This is a genomic window from Pedobacter paludis (genome assembly GCF_003173575.1).
GTDB lineage: Bacteria > Bacteroidota > Bacteroidia > Sphingobacteriales > Sphingobacteriaceae > Pedobacter > Pedobacter paludis.
The window spans coordinates 384647-403241 of the sequence record NZ_QGNY01000001.1 but is presented as its reverse complement, the minus strand read 5'-3'; the positions used below and the strand labels follow the sequence as shown (position 1 = coordinate 403241).

The window sequence follows — 18595 nt, the reverse complement described above, 5'->3', positions numbered from 1 at the left end:
TATCATTTATGAACACTGGAGAAGATACTCAGGGACTGCGCAAGATCGCAGACTTTAGCAGGCTGATTAGCCTTTTCATTTTGGTTTTGCATTTTTATCTTAGCTGTTATTCAGCTTTTGAAGCATGGGGATTAAAGACTGGGATTACCGATCGGATGATAGCGAACCTGGCTAGACTGAGTTGGATGCAGGGTATATTGAAACCAAAACTCGCTTCGCTCCTGTTTTTAGCGGTTTCTTTACTCGGCGTGAAAGGCCGAAAGGATGAAAAAGCCAGGCAGGACAGTATTAAGGTTTATTTGACTTCGGGTTTAATTAGTTATGTTTTTTCTTACCTAGCCTTTTACCTGAAAACGGATATTTCGCTGGTTACCGGTGTTTATATCCTGTTGGCTTTAATCGGATATTTATTGCTACTGACAGGTGGTGCGAGGTTATCAAGGTTAATCAGAGACCAGATGTCAACAGATGTATTCAACTCAGAAAACGAGACCTTCCCGCAGGAAGAGCGGTTGCTGGAGAATGAATATTCCATCAATTTACCAACCCGTTACCAGCTAAAAAACACAACGCGACCGGGCTGGATTAACATCATCAATCCTTTTCGGTCGATTTTGGTTGCCGGAAGCGGTGGCGCTGGGAAAACCTATTTTGTGATCCGCCACATTATCGATCAGCAGATCAAAAAGGGCTATAGCATGTTTCTATATGATTTTAAGTTTGATGATTTGACGCGGATGGCTTATAATAAATTACTGGCTTACCATGGCCATTATGCGGTTCAACCGGCTTTTTATGTGATCAATTTCGAGGATTTATCGCGGACGCATCGCTGTAATCCCTTAGCGCCAGAGGGTATGGAGGACATTACCGATGCGACTGAGGCCAGCCGAACGATTATGATGGGATTGAATAAGGACTGGCTGAAAAAGCAAGGGGATTTCTTTGTTGAATCGCCGATTAATTTTTTAACCGCGGTAATCTGGTTTTTACGGAAATATGAGGATGGGAAGTATTGTACCTTGCCGCATGCGATTGAGCTCATGCAGATTGGGTATTGGGAACTGTTTACCGTGATGGAAACCGTGGAAGAAGTCAAAGTGCTGATTAATCCATTTGTGTCGGCGCTTCGCAATAATGCGCAAGCGCAGCTGGAGGGACAGATCGCCTCGGCCAAGATTGCGCTGGCCAGGCTGGCTTCGCCTCAATTGTATTACGTGCTCTCGGGCAATGATTTTTCGCTGGATATCAATAATCCTGAAAAACCTAAGTTGGTTTGTATGGGCAATAATCCACAAAAGATTGACACCTATGGTGCGGTGCTTTCGCTGTATGTAAACCGGATGCTGAAGCTGATTAATAAAAAGGATAAGCTCAAATGCAGTTTGATCTTTGATGAGTACCCGACACTAGTGGCGAATTTGATTACCACGATTTCTACAGGCCGGAGTAATTTGATTTCTTGTACACTGGGGATTCAGAGTATTGAGCAGGTGAAAAAAGAATATGGGGCTGAACAGGCAGAGATCATTGCTGGCATTTGCGCGAATATGCTCTGCGGGCAAGTGAGCGGGGACAGTGCGAAAAAGTTGTCTGAAACTTTTGGCAAGATTCTGCAGGATAGGCAGTCTTTGAGTATTAACAGTTCGGATACTTCGGTTTCTAGGTCCACTCAGATGGACTATGCGATTCCGGCGTCGAAGATTGCGACTTTATCATCCGGGGAATTTGTGGGTCTGGTGGCGGATAGTCCTGGAGTCAAAATTCCGCAGAAGATGTTCCATGCGGAGTTGCAAAACGATCATGAGGGGATTGCAAGAGAAGAGGCTGATTATGTGAATTTGCCGGAGATTAGGCAGGTAAGCGCGGAAGATGTGGAAGTGAATTATTTAAGGATTAAAAAGGAAGTACGGGAATTGGTGAAGAGTGAGTTGGAGAAGTTGCCTAAAAAGGATGAAGCGGACAAGGCGAAGGGCAAGGGGAAGAAAGACCGGAAAAAGGAGGTGAAGAATGGAAAACAAGTTTTTAAAAAAGATAAGCGGACACCATCGATGTAGGCTCCCATGTTTTTATCTTATATATTAGCTCCTAACAGTTGTCACACAGCATTTGATGGTATTCCTCAGCAGGAATTTGATCGTGGATACCGGTGTGTCCATCCATATAAAGGCCGTGCCGGTATGGTCCGCGTAGATCATTGATCCTGGAGCGCTTGTTTACAAAAACAAAGGTTCCGTTTAGGTACTTTCTTACTCGGCGTCCGTTGACCCCTTCTTGATACAAAGGTGCAACATATTGATATTGTTCGTCCGCTAAATATTCTTCATGGGTACTCCCTTGAGGAACATTGGTTACAGCGCCGATATTTTGAACGACAAGTCTGAAATAGCTGATACGTTTTACGCTATCACTTCGAAAGATTAGCTTCTCTGGTAAGATGAGTCTATTTCCATTGATGATGAATGTCTGCTGATCGGGCGCTAATTCCAGCGTCCCCATCATATCTCCTCCTGTATCGGGATAAAAAAAATAATTTAGGTTATCATAGGCAACCAAACGTTTTAAAACACTAAAAATCTGTTCCTTGTTCGTCCATTCACAAGTAGTAGGCATGCCATACGGAAATATGGTATCAATTGCTTCCTCCCATTCATAGGGATTGCGCTGTTCGAACTTAGCATTGGTCTGGAGCCAGAACTCTAAAATTTTATAGAATTCTTCCGCTGTCGGTCTTTTTGTAGGATCATTATCGGTAGCTTCTGAAAGGAGTTTATCTAAGATTACTGTTGAGTGATAGTACCATTGTCCTGCAACAGTTGGTTTATTAATCATCACCTCGACATAATTGTCTATTGAGATATTGCTATTTGGAATATACTGTCCTTCAAAACCAAATTTGCTACCGGTGATGAGAATCCACAGGGTTTTTGCCAGTGAATAAACGTCAGCTTTTTTAAATTCAGCGGTGGAGGATGTGCGCTGCATCTCGGGTGCTATGGTCCATTGGGGACCAATTTTTTCATTCTGTGGAGATTTGGCACTTTTATCCGGAAAACTAACCAAACCAAAATCGGATAAAGTTGGTTTGCCATCGATCCACAACAGGTTGTCCGGTTTGATATCACGGTGAGTGTATTCCTTATCGTGAAGGGTGGCGACTGCTTTCACAATTTTTAAAAAATCTTTAAAGAGTAACTCGTGGTCTTTACCCTGGATATGTTTAAGATAAGGAACGCCAATGGGCATGGTATAATAGGGAACATCATTTGTTTCTGGTTCAATAGGAAGGTTATAATCAATCAAGCTGACAACATTGTCTATCGGACCCAAATCGTTCAGGGCCTTCACTTCATCACGAAACCTTGCATAGCGAAATGACTTCGAAAAATCTTTTAATGTTTTCATTGCGTAACTAAGCTTGCCTATTCTGACTTGATATACGACCCCATTCCCTCCTTTTCCAAGCTCTTCTATCACTTGATATTTTCCTATTTTCCTCGCGGTTTTCTTCCCGTATTTAGCATTTTGTCCATTGTTTTGTTTGGACTTGTAGTATCTCTTTTTTTTGATATTCATGATCGATTCCCTGGTTGAAAATAGAAAAAATTAATATGAAAAAACAAAGTGCTAGTATGTTTTACTGTCAAGACATTCTTTCCATGAAAATCGCCATCGGTATGCGCTTGGCATAGTCATCAAGACCGGAAGTTAGCAAGAACCGCAAAACATTTCTGTCAGAAAAACCATCTTTGGGGATGACAACTGTAAATTTCGCTTCAAAAGCATATTTCTTAGGATTTAATTCCGGGTCGGTGATTGGTAGTGCCGAAATATCTTTTCGGGCCTGCTCGTTCGCTTTCATCAATTCATCTTCCAGCTCCCGTTCGAGCTGGCTGTCAAGAGCTTTGGAGGCATTCGAAACGGTTTCGTAGATCCTTTGCCAAATTTTTCGTACCTCTTCGAACTTCCCTCCTCGCCAAAGTTCGATGACCACATCAGGCAGGTAATTAAAGGGCATTCCAATGTTTTCAATAGCTGTTGTCAATTGCTCGAAATCTCCAGAGACCTTTGTTTGCGAATGAGACTTTCCATTTAAAAATTCTTGCCAGCGGGTCGGACTATCCGTTAGCAGAAATCCACCTGTGATCTGCGCTAGGAACATCGATATCTCAAAGGTTGGCCCCATGGTGCTAATGTTCATTTGCCCTCCGTCAACATAAAGATCATCCTGTAAAATACACATCGGGTCTGCCAGCCTCTTCTTGTTCATGTATTCGATCATACGGTCGATGAACCCATCATTGGCTGTCGGGAAAGAATTCTTCAGTTGTATACGTTTTTGTTCTCGGGGTAAATTGTAGAGCATACGCTCCTGGTCTTCTTTCCTCAGCTCACTCAGCGATTCCCATTCTTCTTCATTAATATTCAATCCAGCAACCCTGTTTTTGGCACTATCGATAGATTGGAAACGTAAATGCTGATTAAAATTACCGGGATCGGGAATCATATTTATTTTACCTGTGGCAATAAAGGGGCGTAAAGAAAAAACTAACGCTACTAGCTTAATTATTTGCTCTTTAAACTCACCAGGATTCTCTATTGGGCTGTATTCAGGGTTCATCCCATTCGGATTGGTAAAGGGATGGGCAATGATCACTTCATCAAAATATAGCGTGGAGCTGATCAAAAATTGTGGTATGGTCCGGTAATCGATCATTCCGGAGTACACAGCCCTGATTTTACCATCCGATTTGGGTAATAGCCCCAGAATATCAGTATCTACAGGCCATAAATCGGCAACTGCTTGATAGATATCTCGTACCTGGTCCTCAGTAATTGCTCTACGAAAGTCTTCCCAATCCTTGCCACTATTGAATCCAAGTATTTGCATGATCTGTTCTACGAGCAGCAAATTTCGTTCCCGGATACTATAAACGTTCCAAGCTGGGCGTTTGGAAATTGGTTGGCTCTGACAACAGTTATTATATTTCCGTCCCTGACCGCATGGACAAGGCTGATTTGCTTTTATTTTCCCTTTCGGCAATGGTTTATTTAAATAACTGGTATCTCCTGCCGTTCTTCCAAACGCGTCCTGAGAATACGTTTTTCCATCTCGTGTTCCCCAGAACATCTCCCCGCCAAATTCATACACTTTATTCTTAGGGGGAAGCAATGTCTTTTTGAGGTCTGACCAATCAATAGTAAGCTGACTTTCAGGATAAAGCCATTCTTTTTTTTCAGCAGCAATGTACCGTGCGGCACGTTGTTTAATTAAATAATTAATTTCCAGAACCTGTTTTTCGGATAAATGTCTGTCTCGCAAAAGGGCGTTGGTCCTTGTCATGGTTTGGCCAAAATTTCTGGCGTTTGTCCGCTTTGCCTTTGGATCTTTAATCTCTGGATCATTAGCGAACTCGTAGTTGGTTAGAATCAGACAATGGTCTCTGTCTAGCGGGAAAACAGTTTGAGAGGCTTTCAAAGCTGTCGAGGGATCATTTGGATAAGCGCATTCTGCTGCGCTTGGTGGACAGGCATAATTATAGACGGTTACCGGATGATCGGAAATTATAAATTTGACAGGTGAATCTTTTGCAGAAACAATCTCCCGAGTACCTTCTAACCACATGGTTACGTTCATTTGTTGGATGGCTTGCAGCTCTCTCATTAATGCCACCTGATCTAAGTCATCATATCGTTCTTTTAACCAAGTAAGCCCTTTTGGAGTCCTTGTTTTTTGAGCATCGATATATTTGAAAAAATTCAAAAAATGATCATGATGAGCGGCAAAGTCGCCGTCTATAAAGGCCTTGACTGCTGCGGAGCCCGTGGCATCGATATCGCCGAATAACTTTCGCTCGATCAGATCGCTAATAAAGGGGCCAAACATAGTGGTGTAAAGATCATATTCGAAAAAGCATCTTACCGGTTCCCAGATCTTTAGCGCATTGTGGGTGAAGCTCCTACCATCTTCGAGTGTAATGGTATCGGGTGAAAGATTGAGATACTGCAATTTCGTTGCCTGTCCCAGAAATCCCTTTTGATACCATTGTGGTACATAATGGTTGTTTCTAGTCAGGGTTTTAGCATCCTCACTGTCTTTGAGTACAAAGTCTTTTTTCTCCGCCATACTAATGTTGGTAAATGAAAATATTATAAATAGCTATCAACCTGCATTTGCCTTACCAGTGTTGAAGTGCCAAGCTTTTTCAGCAGTGCTAATACGTGAAATAAAGATATCGATTCTCAATGCTAATGAGATGTTTACCTATCCCAACTTTTATCAACAATCGCATAGCGTTTAGTAGCCAATTACGATAGTACTACATTCGAATTTATTCTAAAGGGATCGAAAAGCGATCATTTTTTGTGACAGTGAATCCCCAGCTCCTTCCGGCCTGTTGACTTCGTCCAACTTAATGAAACATTTACGGGTTTGAGTTTGATAGATATTAATATCCGTCATTTATCGGGGTAGCTTGACTCCAGTCTACGCATTAACTCGATCCGATTACCAACTTCCGCCTTGTAGTGGATATTCTGGACATGCCGCGAGACCGTTGCGGTAGCAATGAAAAGTTTTTCGCTGATTTCCTGTTTGGAATTCCCCATCCGGAGCAATCGGATGATCTCAATTTCCCGGTTACTAAAATTGTAACGGTTCAGGTTTTGTTCAAACTCTTCATCACTGGGCCTGGCAACCGATAGTTCTTCTAGCCTTCTCCGGTTGATCTTTTCTTTTCGAACGGCATGGGAAATAAAGGCCGCGGTAGTGCAGATAAAACCTAAGTTGGTGCAGAGCACTTCGATCCACTGCGAAATGTGCAGGTAAGAAAAAATGGTCATACAGACCCATGGCAAAACCGCGCAGTAAATTGAAAGCGCCTCCCATTGGTGCACAGGGTACCCTGCCCGATCTTCCTGTCTAAATTTGATGCGAAGGGCACGAAGTATGGCCGCCATGATGAATATCGAATAGAAAAATGGTATAATCATCCCCCATTTGATAGTTGCATCCAGATCTTCGGTGAAGGTATAAAAGCCGGCAAAGAATACTAAATATGGCAGCAGCAAAAATAGTGGTACGCCATACAGCGCATGAAAGCGCAACTTTTCCAGCGCAAGGGTTTTGTAAAAGAAATAAGGGAAATAGGATGCCATCAAAAATCCCGAGCCATAGGCAATGATGTTCTGAAGGGTTATGGGCAAGGGGATCGCAGGATCCGGAAACAGTCCGCCAGTGACGTTGTAGACTAATAGCAGCGATAACAAGATCAGGTAGTAAAGGCGGCTTTTATCTTTGGTATGGGCCAGATAATGGGGTAATTGGTAAAACACGAGCATCCCAAATTCAACTACGATGAATATAAAGGTCAGCAGGTGCATTTCAGAGTTGAACACGAGCATAACAAGAAGTAAAAAGATAGAAAATATTAACGTTCGCTACTAAAGCAGTAGAGGGGAAATCCGATATCAAGGATATCGTAACACTCCAGACCTGCTTTCCAGTAAAAAGCCAGATTCGATTCGGTGGAAGTTTCGAGCACCAAGGTGCGGTCTAGGCTGGCGGCATGCTGCATCAGTTCCTGCAAGAGAACCGTGCCATGTCCCTTCCCTGCGCGTTTCCCAGCACACCAATGAACCAGACATAATAAAGCGCGGATATCCCGAAATGCGCTTTGTGGGTATCCGCGATGAACTTTTCTTTATACAAGACAGCAGGAACTTTAAGCAGACCTATTACGCGAAAGATGAATTTAAGGTTTCTAAGCAGCGATGAAAAAGAAAAACGTTTCCGGTCTTTGAAGATAATGATGGCGTAGGCATTTCCAGAATCGTCCGATACAACCTTTCCATATTCAAGCGCTTCACTGATGGCATAATCCATTAGGTAAAACCGCCTTTGGTTTTGATTTGCGCCGGTACCGGTGAGTTGTAGCACGCTTTTATTTTGTGCAAAAGCCTGACTTAAGGTCACGATGACCTTTAGTCTTTCTTCTGCAGAAGTAATGTATTTCATGAACGTAGGATTTTGAGCAAGCGGCTTTCTGATTTTCCTGAACGCTTACCGAAGTTAAATTGAAATTAAATTGAAAAACATAAAATTAAAGGGCACCGGGAATCTGGGCAAACACTCAAAAGAATTCACCTTGCAAAAAACAAATACCGGCAATGCCCTTTAATTTTATCCGGCCTTGTCAAATGCCCAACCAATGATCTGCCCGATGGTGCGCTCGAAAGCCTCGCGGTCCCGGGCCTTGTTGATGTCAATGCCGCAGACCGAAGAACCGTTTTTATCCGCATGCCAGGTGACGTAATAAATGCCGCCCAGAACGATGCTGAGTACAGCGCGCAGGTTGACGTCCACCCCTTCAAAGAAAGTATCGGTGAGCTTGGCAATGGCCGCGCCCTGGAATTCCCGTTCCTCGGAAACTTCCTTCAGCATCTGGCTGGATTCGGAAACCTGCCAGTGGATGAATTCCTGCATTTCTTTCTCGGCCAGGAAATAGCGGAACTGCTCCTTGAAGACCTTCATCAGAAATTCGCAGATCACCTCCTTTTCCGGTGAGCGGAGTTTGCCGACTTTTTTGAATACCGGGGTCCAGAAATCTTTCTCTTTGATATAGGTTTTCACCAGGTTCTCGAAGTTCTGGTAATACCAGTATATCATTTTTTTGTCTACCCCTGCCCTTGCGCTCACTTTGGTCACGCCTAGACCGGTATAACCTTCCTCACGCATGATGGCGCCCACGGCCCGGAGCAGCAGCTCGCGTGATTCCATGGCATCCTGTTTTCTTGGTCTTCCCCTTCCTCTCTTTTTCATTGGTTGTTTTTTGATAGGTTAATATTTGATGTTTAAGGATGATGCGTGGTGTTATTCCTGCCGCTCACTTTCTTTTTGACTGATATCGATTTTGGTCCGGATATCATCAAAGGCATTGAGCACTTTATCCAAGTGTGGCCGGGTATGGGTCGCCATGAGCGACATGCGGATTCGGGAATCTTTTTTGGATACCGCAGGGTACATGCTGGGTGTAGCATAAATACCGGCATGCAGCAACATGCTATTGATCTCATGGGTCTTGGCCAGGTTGCGCACTTTCACGGGGATAATGGCGGATTCAGTAGTACCGACATCGAGTCCCATAGAGATTAGGCCTGATTTAAAGTAGCGGATGTTTTCCCAGAGCGCTTCCCGCATATCGGGCTCTTCATCGATCAGGTCAATGGCCTTGGAAGCGGCCACCACGGCGGGTGATGAGGTGACCGAGAACAGGTGCTGGCGGCTCTGGAATTTCAAGAAACGGATCAATTCGGGTGAGGCGACCACATAACCGCCCAGGTGCCCAAAGGTTTTGCTTAGGGTTCCGGTCATGATATCGATTTTATCATAAAGGTTGTACAGTTCGACTACGCCCCTGCCGGTGTCGCCAATGACGCCGGTACCGTGCGCATCGTCCATCACCACATAAGCGCCGTAAGCATGGGCAAGTGCAGCGATCTGGTCGAGCTTGGCAATGTCCCCATCCTGGGAGTAGACGCCATCCACAATTACAAACACGGTCTGGAACTTGCCATAAGATTCTTTCAGGCGTTTTTCCAGGTGTTCGATGTTGTTGTGCATAAAGGTGACGCTGTTCTTCGCCCTTACGCCCTCGTGCATACTGGCATGAACGGCCATATCGATGATGGCAAGGTCTTTTTCCTGCAGCAGCGAAAGCATGGTGGCGGAATTGGCCGTGTAACCGGTGGTGAGCAGCATGGCAGCATCGCGGAAAAAAAAGCGCGCGATTTTGTCTTCGAGTTCCTGGTGGTATTCATAGTGCCCGCCAATGGCCGGCGAGGCGCCCGAACCGGTTCCCCATCGCCGAATGGCATCCATGGCAGCCTTTTTCACGAGTGGGTGCTGAGAGAAATTCATGTAGTCATTGGAGACCAGGCAGACGTAGGGTTTTCTTCCGCCATAACCAGGGATGTCCATGTCGATGGTGGGCCCGCTGGGCGTAAGTCCCATCAGCCGGTAGTTAAGTTGTCCGCGTTCCTGCTGGAAGTCGAGGTATTCATTGAAGTAAGCAGCGCGTTCATAAGCGCTCATGCCTTCGGGATTTTCAAAATCCTTAAAGGTGGCATGGTTAAAGTCGATGTTTCGCATGATTTTTGAATAATAAGCGTTTGCCTTAATTGGCTGTGGCTAAGCTAAATGCGAAAAATATACGCTCGGGTGAATAAACCCCGATATGTGAATATTTTTGAAAATATTTCATAAAACACTGATAGTCAAACGAATAAATTTTCGGGATTTAGGTTGGCTGAATGCATAGCAATTCTGCTTCGCTCCAAAAAGAGCAAATACGAAAATCCGTACGCTAAACCCCGAGGTAAGCGAACGGATAAAAGGCTGAAAACGTCGGATTTTCAGCACCTTCAAGAATATTTTTAAATTTTTACCCCGAATCTGTCATGATAAATATTGAAAAATCATTATTAATTCTCTTCAGGGTGAACTCAGTTTCGCCCATTTATACCTATGGCAATTCTCGAGGTGGGTAATAACTATTAGGGGTGAATATTTTTTTAGATTTCTCCAGCAATTCAATGCTAGATGGTAAATCTATCCGCCGCTTTCATGCAAAGGATATGGTCCTGACAGCAAACTATTTATGTTCTGATAAGTAGATCTAATACTACAAAATCTATATTTATTGCTAAAGTTATTAACAGCCCCACAGCGACATAAAAAACTGATAAACAGCTCCTAATCCCATCCAGCCTTACGAAATCGTTCTTATTGTCCTGAAACATTTCGTTTCATAGCGAAAGTGTTAATAACATGGATTACTAGTTTTTTTAGTATTCGTTAATTTTAAGTTTCATTTGAAGTGTTTTTCAACTGATAATCAGGCAATAATTAAATTAGATAAGATGATTTCCACTGAAATTAAAGTAAAGAAGCAGACGGTTGTAGAAGATCCAAAGTTGTCGCTTAAGCAGTTTGCGCGATATCCTGATTCGACAGCGAAGGCGAAGCAAACTATTTTGATGAAATGCAAATACCCGGGAGGATACATTCCAAGGTTTTATGAGGAAGCGAGAAAAATCATTGTTGATACTTTCGCTGCGAATTATATTGATGACCATGACATTTATTTTTCTGAATTCGAGCGCCGCGCGGCCAAATTGAAAAAAGAGGCTTTGCCTTTTGACCCAAAGACAGATGACTATAAAAATAGGCATTGCTCCGGCGAGGGTTTGGAAAAGTTTGTTGCCATGAAAACTTTGCTAATGCCCATCTTGGAGCGGTATGTGCTTAGAAGTAACTTGGGCCATAACCGGGACAACATCTATGTGAAGGAGGTCAGAATTGGCGCGATGTCGGACATACTCTTGTTTGATGCAGCCGACAATCAAATTGGCTTACTGAAATTCAATTTTACCAAGACTAAGTTAAAGGAAAATGAAGCGCAAGTGTCGCTACATGTCTTGAGGACATTTTTCAAAAATGTAAAACAACTTAATCTGGACCCAAAACGTTGCTTATTTGTGGATGTGTTTTCTGGCAAGATCTATAATGCTGCCAGGATAGGTAACGGAATTTCAGAATTGGTGGAGAAAAACTGCGAGGAGATCAAGGGGTTATGGCCGTCGGTAACGAAACCTGTCTTATAATCTATCCTAATTCGCTTTTTACAATTGTGTGGGTACCGCAAACCAGGCCTTCGCATCAGACTTATTGATTGGTTGCCCTGACAGTGATTTATTCGAAGGCTGATCGCAATTGTTCGGCGGACTCCCTGATCTTAATTTCGCTCAGCATTCTCCTGATGTAACTGAGTTCTGCGTTATTTCTTTTGACAGAGCAAAAATAATTCAACTTTCCCTCAAGCACGTTTAGGTAATTTCTACGCTGTATTTCTTTTCGTCGGAGATGCTGCTCCAATCCATATTTATGGATATAATACAACTCTTGCCTCAGTTCTTTGATAACTTTCTTCTTTACCGATAATTTCTTGTTGACAACCACACCGGTCACCATTTGTCTTTGATGGGATTTTTTGACTGTAGTTTTGCGCGAATTTGCCTTAAAGCCGTTCGCTAAGAGTACTGCATTTACTTTTTTGACAACCTCTTCGGTATTGAATTCACCCGATATAGAGATGTCATCCGCATATCTCGAGTATCGGAGGCCAAGCGCCCGGCATTCAGCCAAGAGGGTGACATCGATCTGTACCGTCATGATCGATGATAAGTAAGGACTGCTCGGACTGCCTTGGGGTAAGCCATCTTTCATCGTGAGCAATCCAGCGATCAGAGAACTTACCTCCAAGTTGTAGCCCAGGCTGGAGAAAAATCCTTCAACCTGCTTTTTGGTGATATTATTGAAGTACTTTTCAATATCTATATTAAGCAGTTTTTGCTGTTTGGTATGAAATTTCGCGTTGCTGATGATCGATCGTCCTTCCAGATAGGCGTTGTTCAATTTGTTGGGCGGAAGTTTTTTGATGACATTATCCAGTAGCCAGTATTGTATTTCCTTGAGTCCAGGCAGGGGCTCGCTGATTTCCCTTGAGTGTCCATTTTTTTTTGCAATCCTGAAATAACGATAAAAATTTTCCGGACGTGAAGTTGCCCTAAGCATGTACTCTTCACGATAACCGGTGAGATAGGACAAATGGCGCAGATCATAGATGACTGGCAGGTTGGCTGCGAACAGTTTTTGCGCATAAAGCAAAAGACCTTCGATCTTAGACAGGGGATGCCCGAAATCAATGGCCTTTTGCTCAAAACGGAACTTGTATTCGTTCCATGAATAGTTAGATTCTTTCATTACAAGATTATGCAATTCTTTCGAAACACACTCATATTTTTCTCTTTCAAAATCATCCGAAAATAAAATAACGAACCTTAACGAACGGAGCCAAAGCGTAGTTGAGTTAAGGAAAGCCCCGCGGCTCGAGCGTATCAACACCCAGCAGCTCCGCGTCTATTTTCTCATCGTATAAATCGCTAGAAAGAAAGTTCCCCTCAGGTAAACGAATCGCTTACCCGTAGCCCTCACGGGCCACTTGAGCTAAAGAAAGATCTCAAGCCCAAAGATATCATTTTATGGGAATATATATGTCGGGTATTTCATTGTTTTCATACTTGACTTTCGGTTCCCGAAGGATCCAGTCCTTTTTTTGTTTCGAAAATTTATGTTTGATATTCTTTGATAAGGCAATCAGTTCGCTTAAGCAATAGTGCTTGGACAGCGCAGGCTCAAGTCCCAGTAGAATTTTAAGGCTGAGGGATAGCAGGAACGGGAAATCCGCAGAATTCGTGTCCTGCGGGTAAAGGATCTGAACGGGTTCATTGAATATGCCGGCACGGACAAACTTCAATGGTTTTTCCGCTCCATCATTTGTTATCACCCATCCCCTTTTTTCCAGCAGGGATATCAAGATATTAGTTAGGATTTGAAATCGCATAAAAGGTATTAAATAGTGTCTTGAAATCTAAAATCAGCTGGTTGCTTTTCTGGAATTCGATTTTGGTTGAGGAGTGTTTATTTTGCACACGGGCCGTCCGGTCCAGATCATATTCAGGCCCTGGGTAAAACCAATAAGCATGTTTGCTGAGTCGGATCTCGTCGTCCAGGATTTTCATCCACTCGCTTTCATCATCTGGCAGGATAAACAGTACCAGGATCATCTTGATCGCCCCGCCAGCATCGCGCTTGATAATAAGGTCCTCGTAGTTTTTCACTTTTAACTGGTAGGAAAAATTACCATCTGTCAATCGCTTAATCTGCTTTTCGGTAGTACATTTCAGCTGGATATCCAGAATATGCTGTCCGTCGATATAGGAATTTGCATGATTATCCCTTGTATATTTGATCAGATCGCCGATTCTCAGATCGATGCCATCGTCCCCGCTGTCGGACTTATAAATCTTAAAGCGGTTTTTCGCCATGAGCAGGCTAAAAAAGGCTTCGGATATCTTCTCCTTTACTTTGTTTTCATCCATGGTGTGCGATTGTTGTAGTCGAACAGGGATGTTATCAGGAATTCAATAGCAGTATTACCGGAAATTTATTGAAAGGGAATGCTGTTAACCGTAGTTCCGGTTTACTGAAAAGTTTAGTTAAATACATAGAGGTTAATTTTATGTAAAGCTATAACATTATTTCTAATCCAGAAATAAGCTTTTAAAAATCTAATACCTGAATTTGTGGAAATTTCTCTCCAAATGAGCCTCAGTTGATATCTAAGTCCCTTTCGCTTTCGAGCGCAGTGTCAGTTAAGTATTACAACAATCTTAACGAGTGATAAAGTGGTTTAGACCGCTTTTGACTTGATAGGTTTTCGGCGTTCCTCCCGAAACATAAGGAACGGTCACTTCTCCCTTTGTACCGGTGGGGAGGTTAATATACAGTGATAGCTGATTATGGACAATTCTCCACTTAACTTGGATAGTACCAAACCTACTTTTGTAGGCAGCGTTCACAGATCCTAATCGCCGATCGACTATAGGCGTAATGCGGATGAGGTTACTCCCGGGTTCGGGTAAGGATATCCCGGCAATGCCCGAATAGAACCACTCGCCGACTGCTCCGTAGGCAAAATGGTTAAATGAGCATTCTTGTAAACTGCCATCCTCTTTTATAGCATCCCATTTTTCCCAAATGGTGGTGGCGCCTTTGGACACCGGGTAAAGCCAGGACGGCATTCGCTTACTCAGCAATAGATCGTAGGCGATTTTTTGATGTCCGAAACGGGAAAGTACGGGTAGAAGAAATGGGGTTCCAAGGAAACCTGTTGCCAGCCTTGTGCCATTGTGTTTAATGTTTTGGACAAGTTTATCAGCAACAGATTTTCTTTGCTTGATAGGTAATAAATCAAATTCGAGCGCAAGTAAATAGGCTGTTTGGGTACTAGTCGCTGGCTTATCAAAAGTTCCAAAAGTAGAAAGAAATTTATGGCGAGCGTTGTCGGCAAGTTGGCGATAATGCTCAGCATCAGTTTTTTTTCCAAGTATCCTGGCTGTTCTGGATAATAAATTGGCGGAATTAACATAATAACACTGGTTAATGAGTGGTAGACTAGTCGAATCGCCTTGCGCGTACCAGTCACCGTAACCATCGTCCATCCAGATTCCGTTTTTGGTCCGGGAGCCGATGTAGTCTACCCAGGTTTTCATGCTCTGGTATTGCTTCTGGAGTATTTCCGTTTTTCCATAAACCTGATACAATCGCCAGGGGATCAATACAGCGGCGTCTCCCCAGCCAGAAACGCCTGTTTTGATTGACTTATGGGGTTTTCTGAAATCAGGAATGATGTTCGGTACCGCTCCATTGGTACCCTGGTCTGCGCTTAAGTCTCGCAGGTATTTTTTGTAAAATTGATAGACATCTGCATTCCAGGCGGCAGTATTGGTGAAAACCTGAGCATCGCCAGTCCAGCCATAGCGCTCACTTCTTTGTGGGCAATCGGTTGGGATATCGACGAAATTGCTTTTCATGCTCCAAAGAATGTTCTGCTGAAGTTTGTTAAGTTCAGTGTTGTCGCAGCTAAAGTTGCCGTTCCATTTTAGATCGGTGTACAATGCTACCGAGCGAATAGTTTTTAGGTTGATTTCAGTTTTTCCGTTAGTCGTTATCTTCGCGTATCGAAAGCCATGATAAGTAAAGTGCGGTTCTAATGTCTGCATTTTACCGTTAAGAATGTAAGTATCTGTAGCTTTGGCGAGACGCAGGTTTTCTGTGTAGAGGTTGCCATGTTGATCGAGCATTTCCGCATGGCTGATTTTTAAGGTGTCGCCAGCTTGACCTTTAACGGTAAGCCTAACAAAGCCAGCGAGGTTTTGACCGAAGTCGAGGATGCGGCTTCCGGCGGAATCAAGCCAAGACTTTTTGCAGGGGAAAGTTTCATGTGTTTTTACGAACGGAATTTCCTGCGGAATGAGCAAAGATTTGCGTCGAGGCAGTATCTTAACCGGAGTATATTTCTTTGCTGCGACTGTGCGGGTATCCTGCATTTCGCCATTGTAGAAGTCGGTTTGTTTGATAAATGATGAGGTGTATTTCCATTGCTTGTCAGAAACAATTTCTTGGGTACTGCCATCAGTAAAGATTATCTTGAGTAAACAAACTATTGCATTCGATGAACCATAGTTATTTATTTTCATCTCACTACCGAATTGTCCGCTGTACCAACCTTCTGAAAGGATAATTTTCAATTTATTATTTGATTGACATAGCAACGCTGTTATATCATATTTTTGGAACTGCACACGGTGAAGATAACTGGTCCACCCTGGAGCAAAGTATGTGTTGCCGACAGTATGGTTATTGATTGAAGATTCATAAATGCCGAGTGCGGAGAGGTAAAGTGTAGCTGACTTAATCTTTTTGTTTGCGTTGATACTGAACACACGCTCAAACTGGATCACCTCCAAATTAGTGTCTGCTTGACCAATCCATTTTGCGTTCGCGAAAAATCTAGGATATACTCCACAATTTACCTTCCTTGAAGAAATTGCAAATACCTTCGCAAAACAAATGAGTAAAATGCAAATAAAGACCGCTAGATACAGCAGGTATCTTATAAACTTACGAATAGAATTTAGAAATGAAGTCATGGTTTTCTCTGAATGAAAGAGACTTGATAATGTGATGGTATTTTACTAAAGTAAAAGCTAGTTGGCAAGAAAGTAACGCACTAGCTTAAAAGAATTGAACGTTGGAATCTAGAAAATTTTCATGCCATATTTTCCTCTTGGTGAATAATTTGGTCCTACAGAATTTGGACTTCCTACGTATTTAGGCCATTGCTGTTTTGTCAATTTAGAAATTATCTGTGAAGGGATCTTAATGCCCTTAGATGCTAACTTCCGCTCTACCAATAGGTATATGCAGTTATTTATTTGTAACACCTGTGGTCGAAAGTGCTGCGATTTTTTTGTCCCCATGGGCTCGCCATTCAGGGGAACAGCTCCGGGCAAATAATAGTTACCCTCAGCTGTTATGGATATAGAAGCATCATTATATATGGACAACCCATAAGCACGCCAATCATCTATACCACTAATCGGCATTACCGCATTCAAGCTTTTAACAAATGGCTTGCCATCGTTACCATAAAATATGTTATTATAAAAATAGTCATCACCTCCTTTAATAGCTACTGAAGAAATCAATTGGGTGCTATGGGGATAAAAGTATGGCGTTTTTCGGCTTTGCCCTTTCCTCATATTCAAGCCCCCGATGTAATTATTGAAGTAAGCGCCTCCTTCAGACCAGTTTTTTATCGCTATCGGCGAAAACAACCAATTGCCCGCAACAAGATAGGGTCCATGATTGACTTCGCTGAAAAAATCGGTAAAATCGTTATCATAGCAAATATTATTGGTTATCGAAGTGCCCTGAGCCATCCAATCTACCCAGATACCAATATTCGAGTTGTGAATAACATTACGGGTAATTTTGGTATCAACTGCCGCGTGCAGTTTTATGCCAGCCATTTCAGCACCCCACCATCCGCGCCGGGTATAGATATCATAAATATGATTATGTTCGATTGTTGAGAAAGCTGCCCCGAAACTACCGCATATACCTGCCTGAAGACAATTATAAATGATGTTATTTCGAACGGTGTGGGAACCAACGGTTGTCTTATTCCAGCCATTATTAATCACGGTTTTGACCATTTCGTCATAGATAATTGCCCCATCTATGCCAGGATTGAGATTAGAGAGGTTGTGTCCTGAAGCTCGATCTTTGCCAAGGGTAATGGCGCTACACTTAACGTCATGGATAACATTTTGCTCGATCACCCAACCCTTACTCCAATTTGTACCAACCGCCCCAACCTGCTCCGCAGTGGGTGCAGCCCAATTATTGGCAACTTGACTAATTTCAAAACCCAGTATGGTAATGTAGTTGACACCACTTTTTTCAGGGTAAAAACCGCTCTTCCGAATACTGAGCTCGGTTAAATTGTTATTAGGATTGTTTTTTGGGAAATGTCCATATATAGTTGTTGTTCCCGATTTGGAAACTGCATACCAGGTGAATTGAACAGGAAGCACTTTCCTGGGATCAAAACTGTACGGTGCGAGCGCGGGAATCTCCTGAAATAACTGCTCCAGCGAATCTGCTTCATACATAGCTTTCCCGTTAAAAAAAACTTCGCCAGTATGACGTTTCAGGTTTCCGCCGAAGTACCAATCTCCCTCAATTTCTGTGCGGAATGGATTGTATCCTTCAAAAAAAGCATCAGTCAGCGTAACAGACCAAACATCGTTAGAAATTGGTTTCCAATTTTTAACGGGTTCCGAACCTCTGATTTCTACCTTTTCTCCTGCGGCGGCTACGTACACGATCGACTTGCCGGATAAGCCGCTACAAGATGGCGAAATTTCTTCGCGGTATATACCGGAATGGACGATGATGTGGTCCCCAGGCTTCGCTAACAGAGCGGCTCTTGAGATTTTGAGAAATGGTTTATCAAATGTGCCTGGATTTTGGTCATGTCCCCTTTTGGCTACGTGATAGTTTTTTGCATTTAGATGCAAACAGCTAGAAGCCAAAAATAAATACATAAATAATTGTTTCAACATG

12 protein-coding genes are annotated in these 18595 nt (G+C 43.0%); 2 read left to right on the top strand and 10 right to left on the bottom strand.

The genetic code is table 11. The annotated features are described in order from the left end of the window. The first annotated feature begins 8 nt into the window (after positions 1 to 8). A complete protein-coding gene (mobC, locus tag DF947_RS01645) occupies positions 9 to 2057 on the top strand; it encodes a conjugal transfer protein MobC (RefSeq protein ID WP_109927943.1) in 2049 nt (682 codons plus the stop codon). A 31-nt stretch (positions 2058 to 2088) separates the two neighbouring features. On the opposite strand, the gene DF947_RS01640 is transcribed toward mobC, so the two are convergent. The 6 genes from DF947_RS01640 to DF947_RS01615 all read right to left on the bottom strand — a co-directional run bounded on the left by DF947_RS01640 (position 2089) and on the right by DF947_RS01615 (position 10150). Then, positions 2089 to 3576, bottom strand: a complete 1488-nt coding sequence (locus DF947_RS01640; RefSeq protein WP_109927942.1) for a serine/threonine protein kinase — start codon at positions 3574 to 3576, stop codon at positions 2089 to 2091. A gap of 67 nt (positions 3577 to 3643) precedes the next feature. Next, positions 3644 to 6127, bottom strand: coding sequence for a DUF4238 domain-containing protein (locus DF947_RS01635; RefSeq protein WP_109927941.1), 2484 nt, complete (start codon positions 6125 to 6127; stop codon positions 3644 to 3646). 332 nt (positions 6128 to 6459) lie between these two features. Then, a complete protein-coding gene (locus tag DF947_RS01630) occupies positions 6460 to 7404 on the bottom strand; it encodes a response regulator transcription factor (protein ID WP_109927940.1) in 945 nt (314 codons plus the stop codon). Positions 7405 to 7576: 172 nt separating this feature from the next. Then, the gene (locus tag DF947_RS01625; protein WP_109927939.1) at positions 7577 to 8017 is read right to left on the bottom strand and encodes a hypothetical protein; all 441 of its coding nucleotides are present in this window, start codon (positions 8015 to 8017) and stop codon (positions 7577 to 7579) included. A 165-nt stretch (positions 8018 to 8182) separates the two neighbouring features. After that, positions 8183 to 8821, bottom strand: a complete 639-nt coding sequence (locus DF947_RS01620; RefSeq protein ID WP_109927938.1) for a TetR/AcrR family transcriptional regulator — start codon at positions 8819 to 8821, stop codon at positions 8183 to 8185. Between the two features lie 51 nt (positions 8822 to 8872). Next, the gene (locus tag DF947_RS01615) at positions 8873 to 10150 is read right to left on the bottom strand and encodes an aminotransferase class I/II-fold pyridoxal phosphate-dependent enzyme (RefSeq protein ID WP_109927937.1); all 1278 of its coding nucleotides are present in this window, start codon (positions 10148 to 10150) and stop codon (positions 8873 to 8875) included. A 770-nt stretch (positions 10151 to 10920) separates the two neighbouring features. On the opposite strand from DF947_RS01615, the gene DF947_RS01610 reads away from it, so the two are divergent. Then, positions 10921 to 11664, top strand: coding sequence for a hypothetical protein (locus tag DF947_RS01610; protein ID WP_109927936.1), 744 nt, complete (start codon positions 10921 to 10923; stop codon positions 11662 to 11664). An 88-nt stretch (positions 11665 to 11752) separates the two neighbouring features. Here the strand turns inward: DF947_RS01610 and DF947_RS01605 are convergent, their stop codons facing one another. The 4 genes from DF947_RS01605 to DF947_RS01585 all read right to left on the bottom strand — a co-directional run bounded on the left by DF947_RS01605 (position 11753) and on the right by DF947_RS01585 (position 18594). Then, entirely contained in the window at positions 11753 to 12823 is a 1071-nt protein-coding gene (locus tag DF947_RS01605; RefSeq protein ID WP_109927935.1) for a reverse transcriptase family protein, read from the bottom strand. 617 nt (positions 12824 to 13440) lie between these two features. Then, a complete protein-coding gene (locus DF947_RS01595; RefSeq protein WP_109927933.1) occupies positions 13441 to 14001 on the bottom strand; it encodes a DUF4365 domain-containing protein in 561 nt (186 codons plus the stop codon). 291 nt (positions 14002 to 14292) lie between these two features. After that, complete coding sequence (locus DF947_RS01590; protein WP_109927932.1) at positions 14293 to 16614, bottom strand: alpha-L-rhamnosidase; 2322 nt, start codon at positions 16612 to 16614, stop codon at positions 14293 to 14295. 108 nt (positions 16615 to 16722) lie between these two features. Continuing rightward, positions 16723 to 18594 (bottom strand): right-handed parallel beta-helix repeat-containing protein, encoded by a 1872-nt coding sequence (locus tag DF947_RS01585; RefSeq protein ID WP_109927931.1) that lies wholly within the window; start codon positions 18592 to 18594, stop codon positions 16723 to 16725. Between the last annotated feature and the right edge of the window lies 1 nt (position 18595).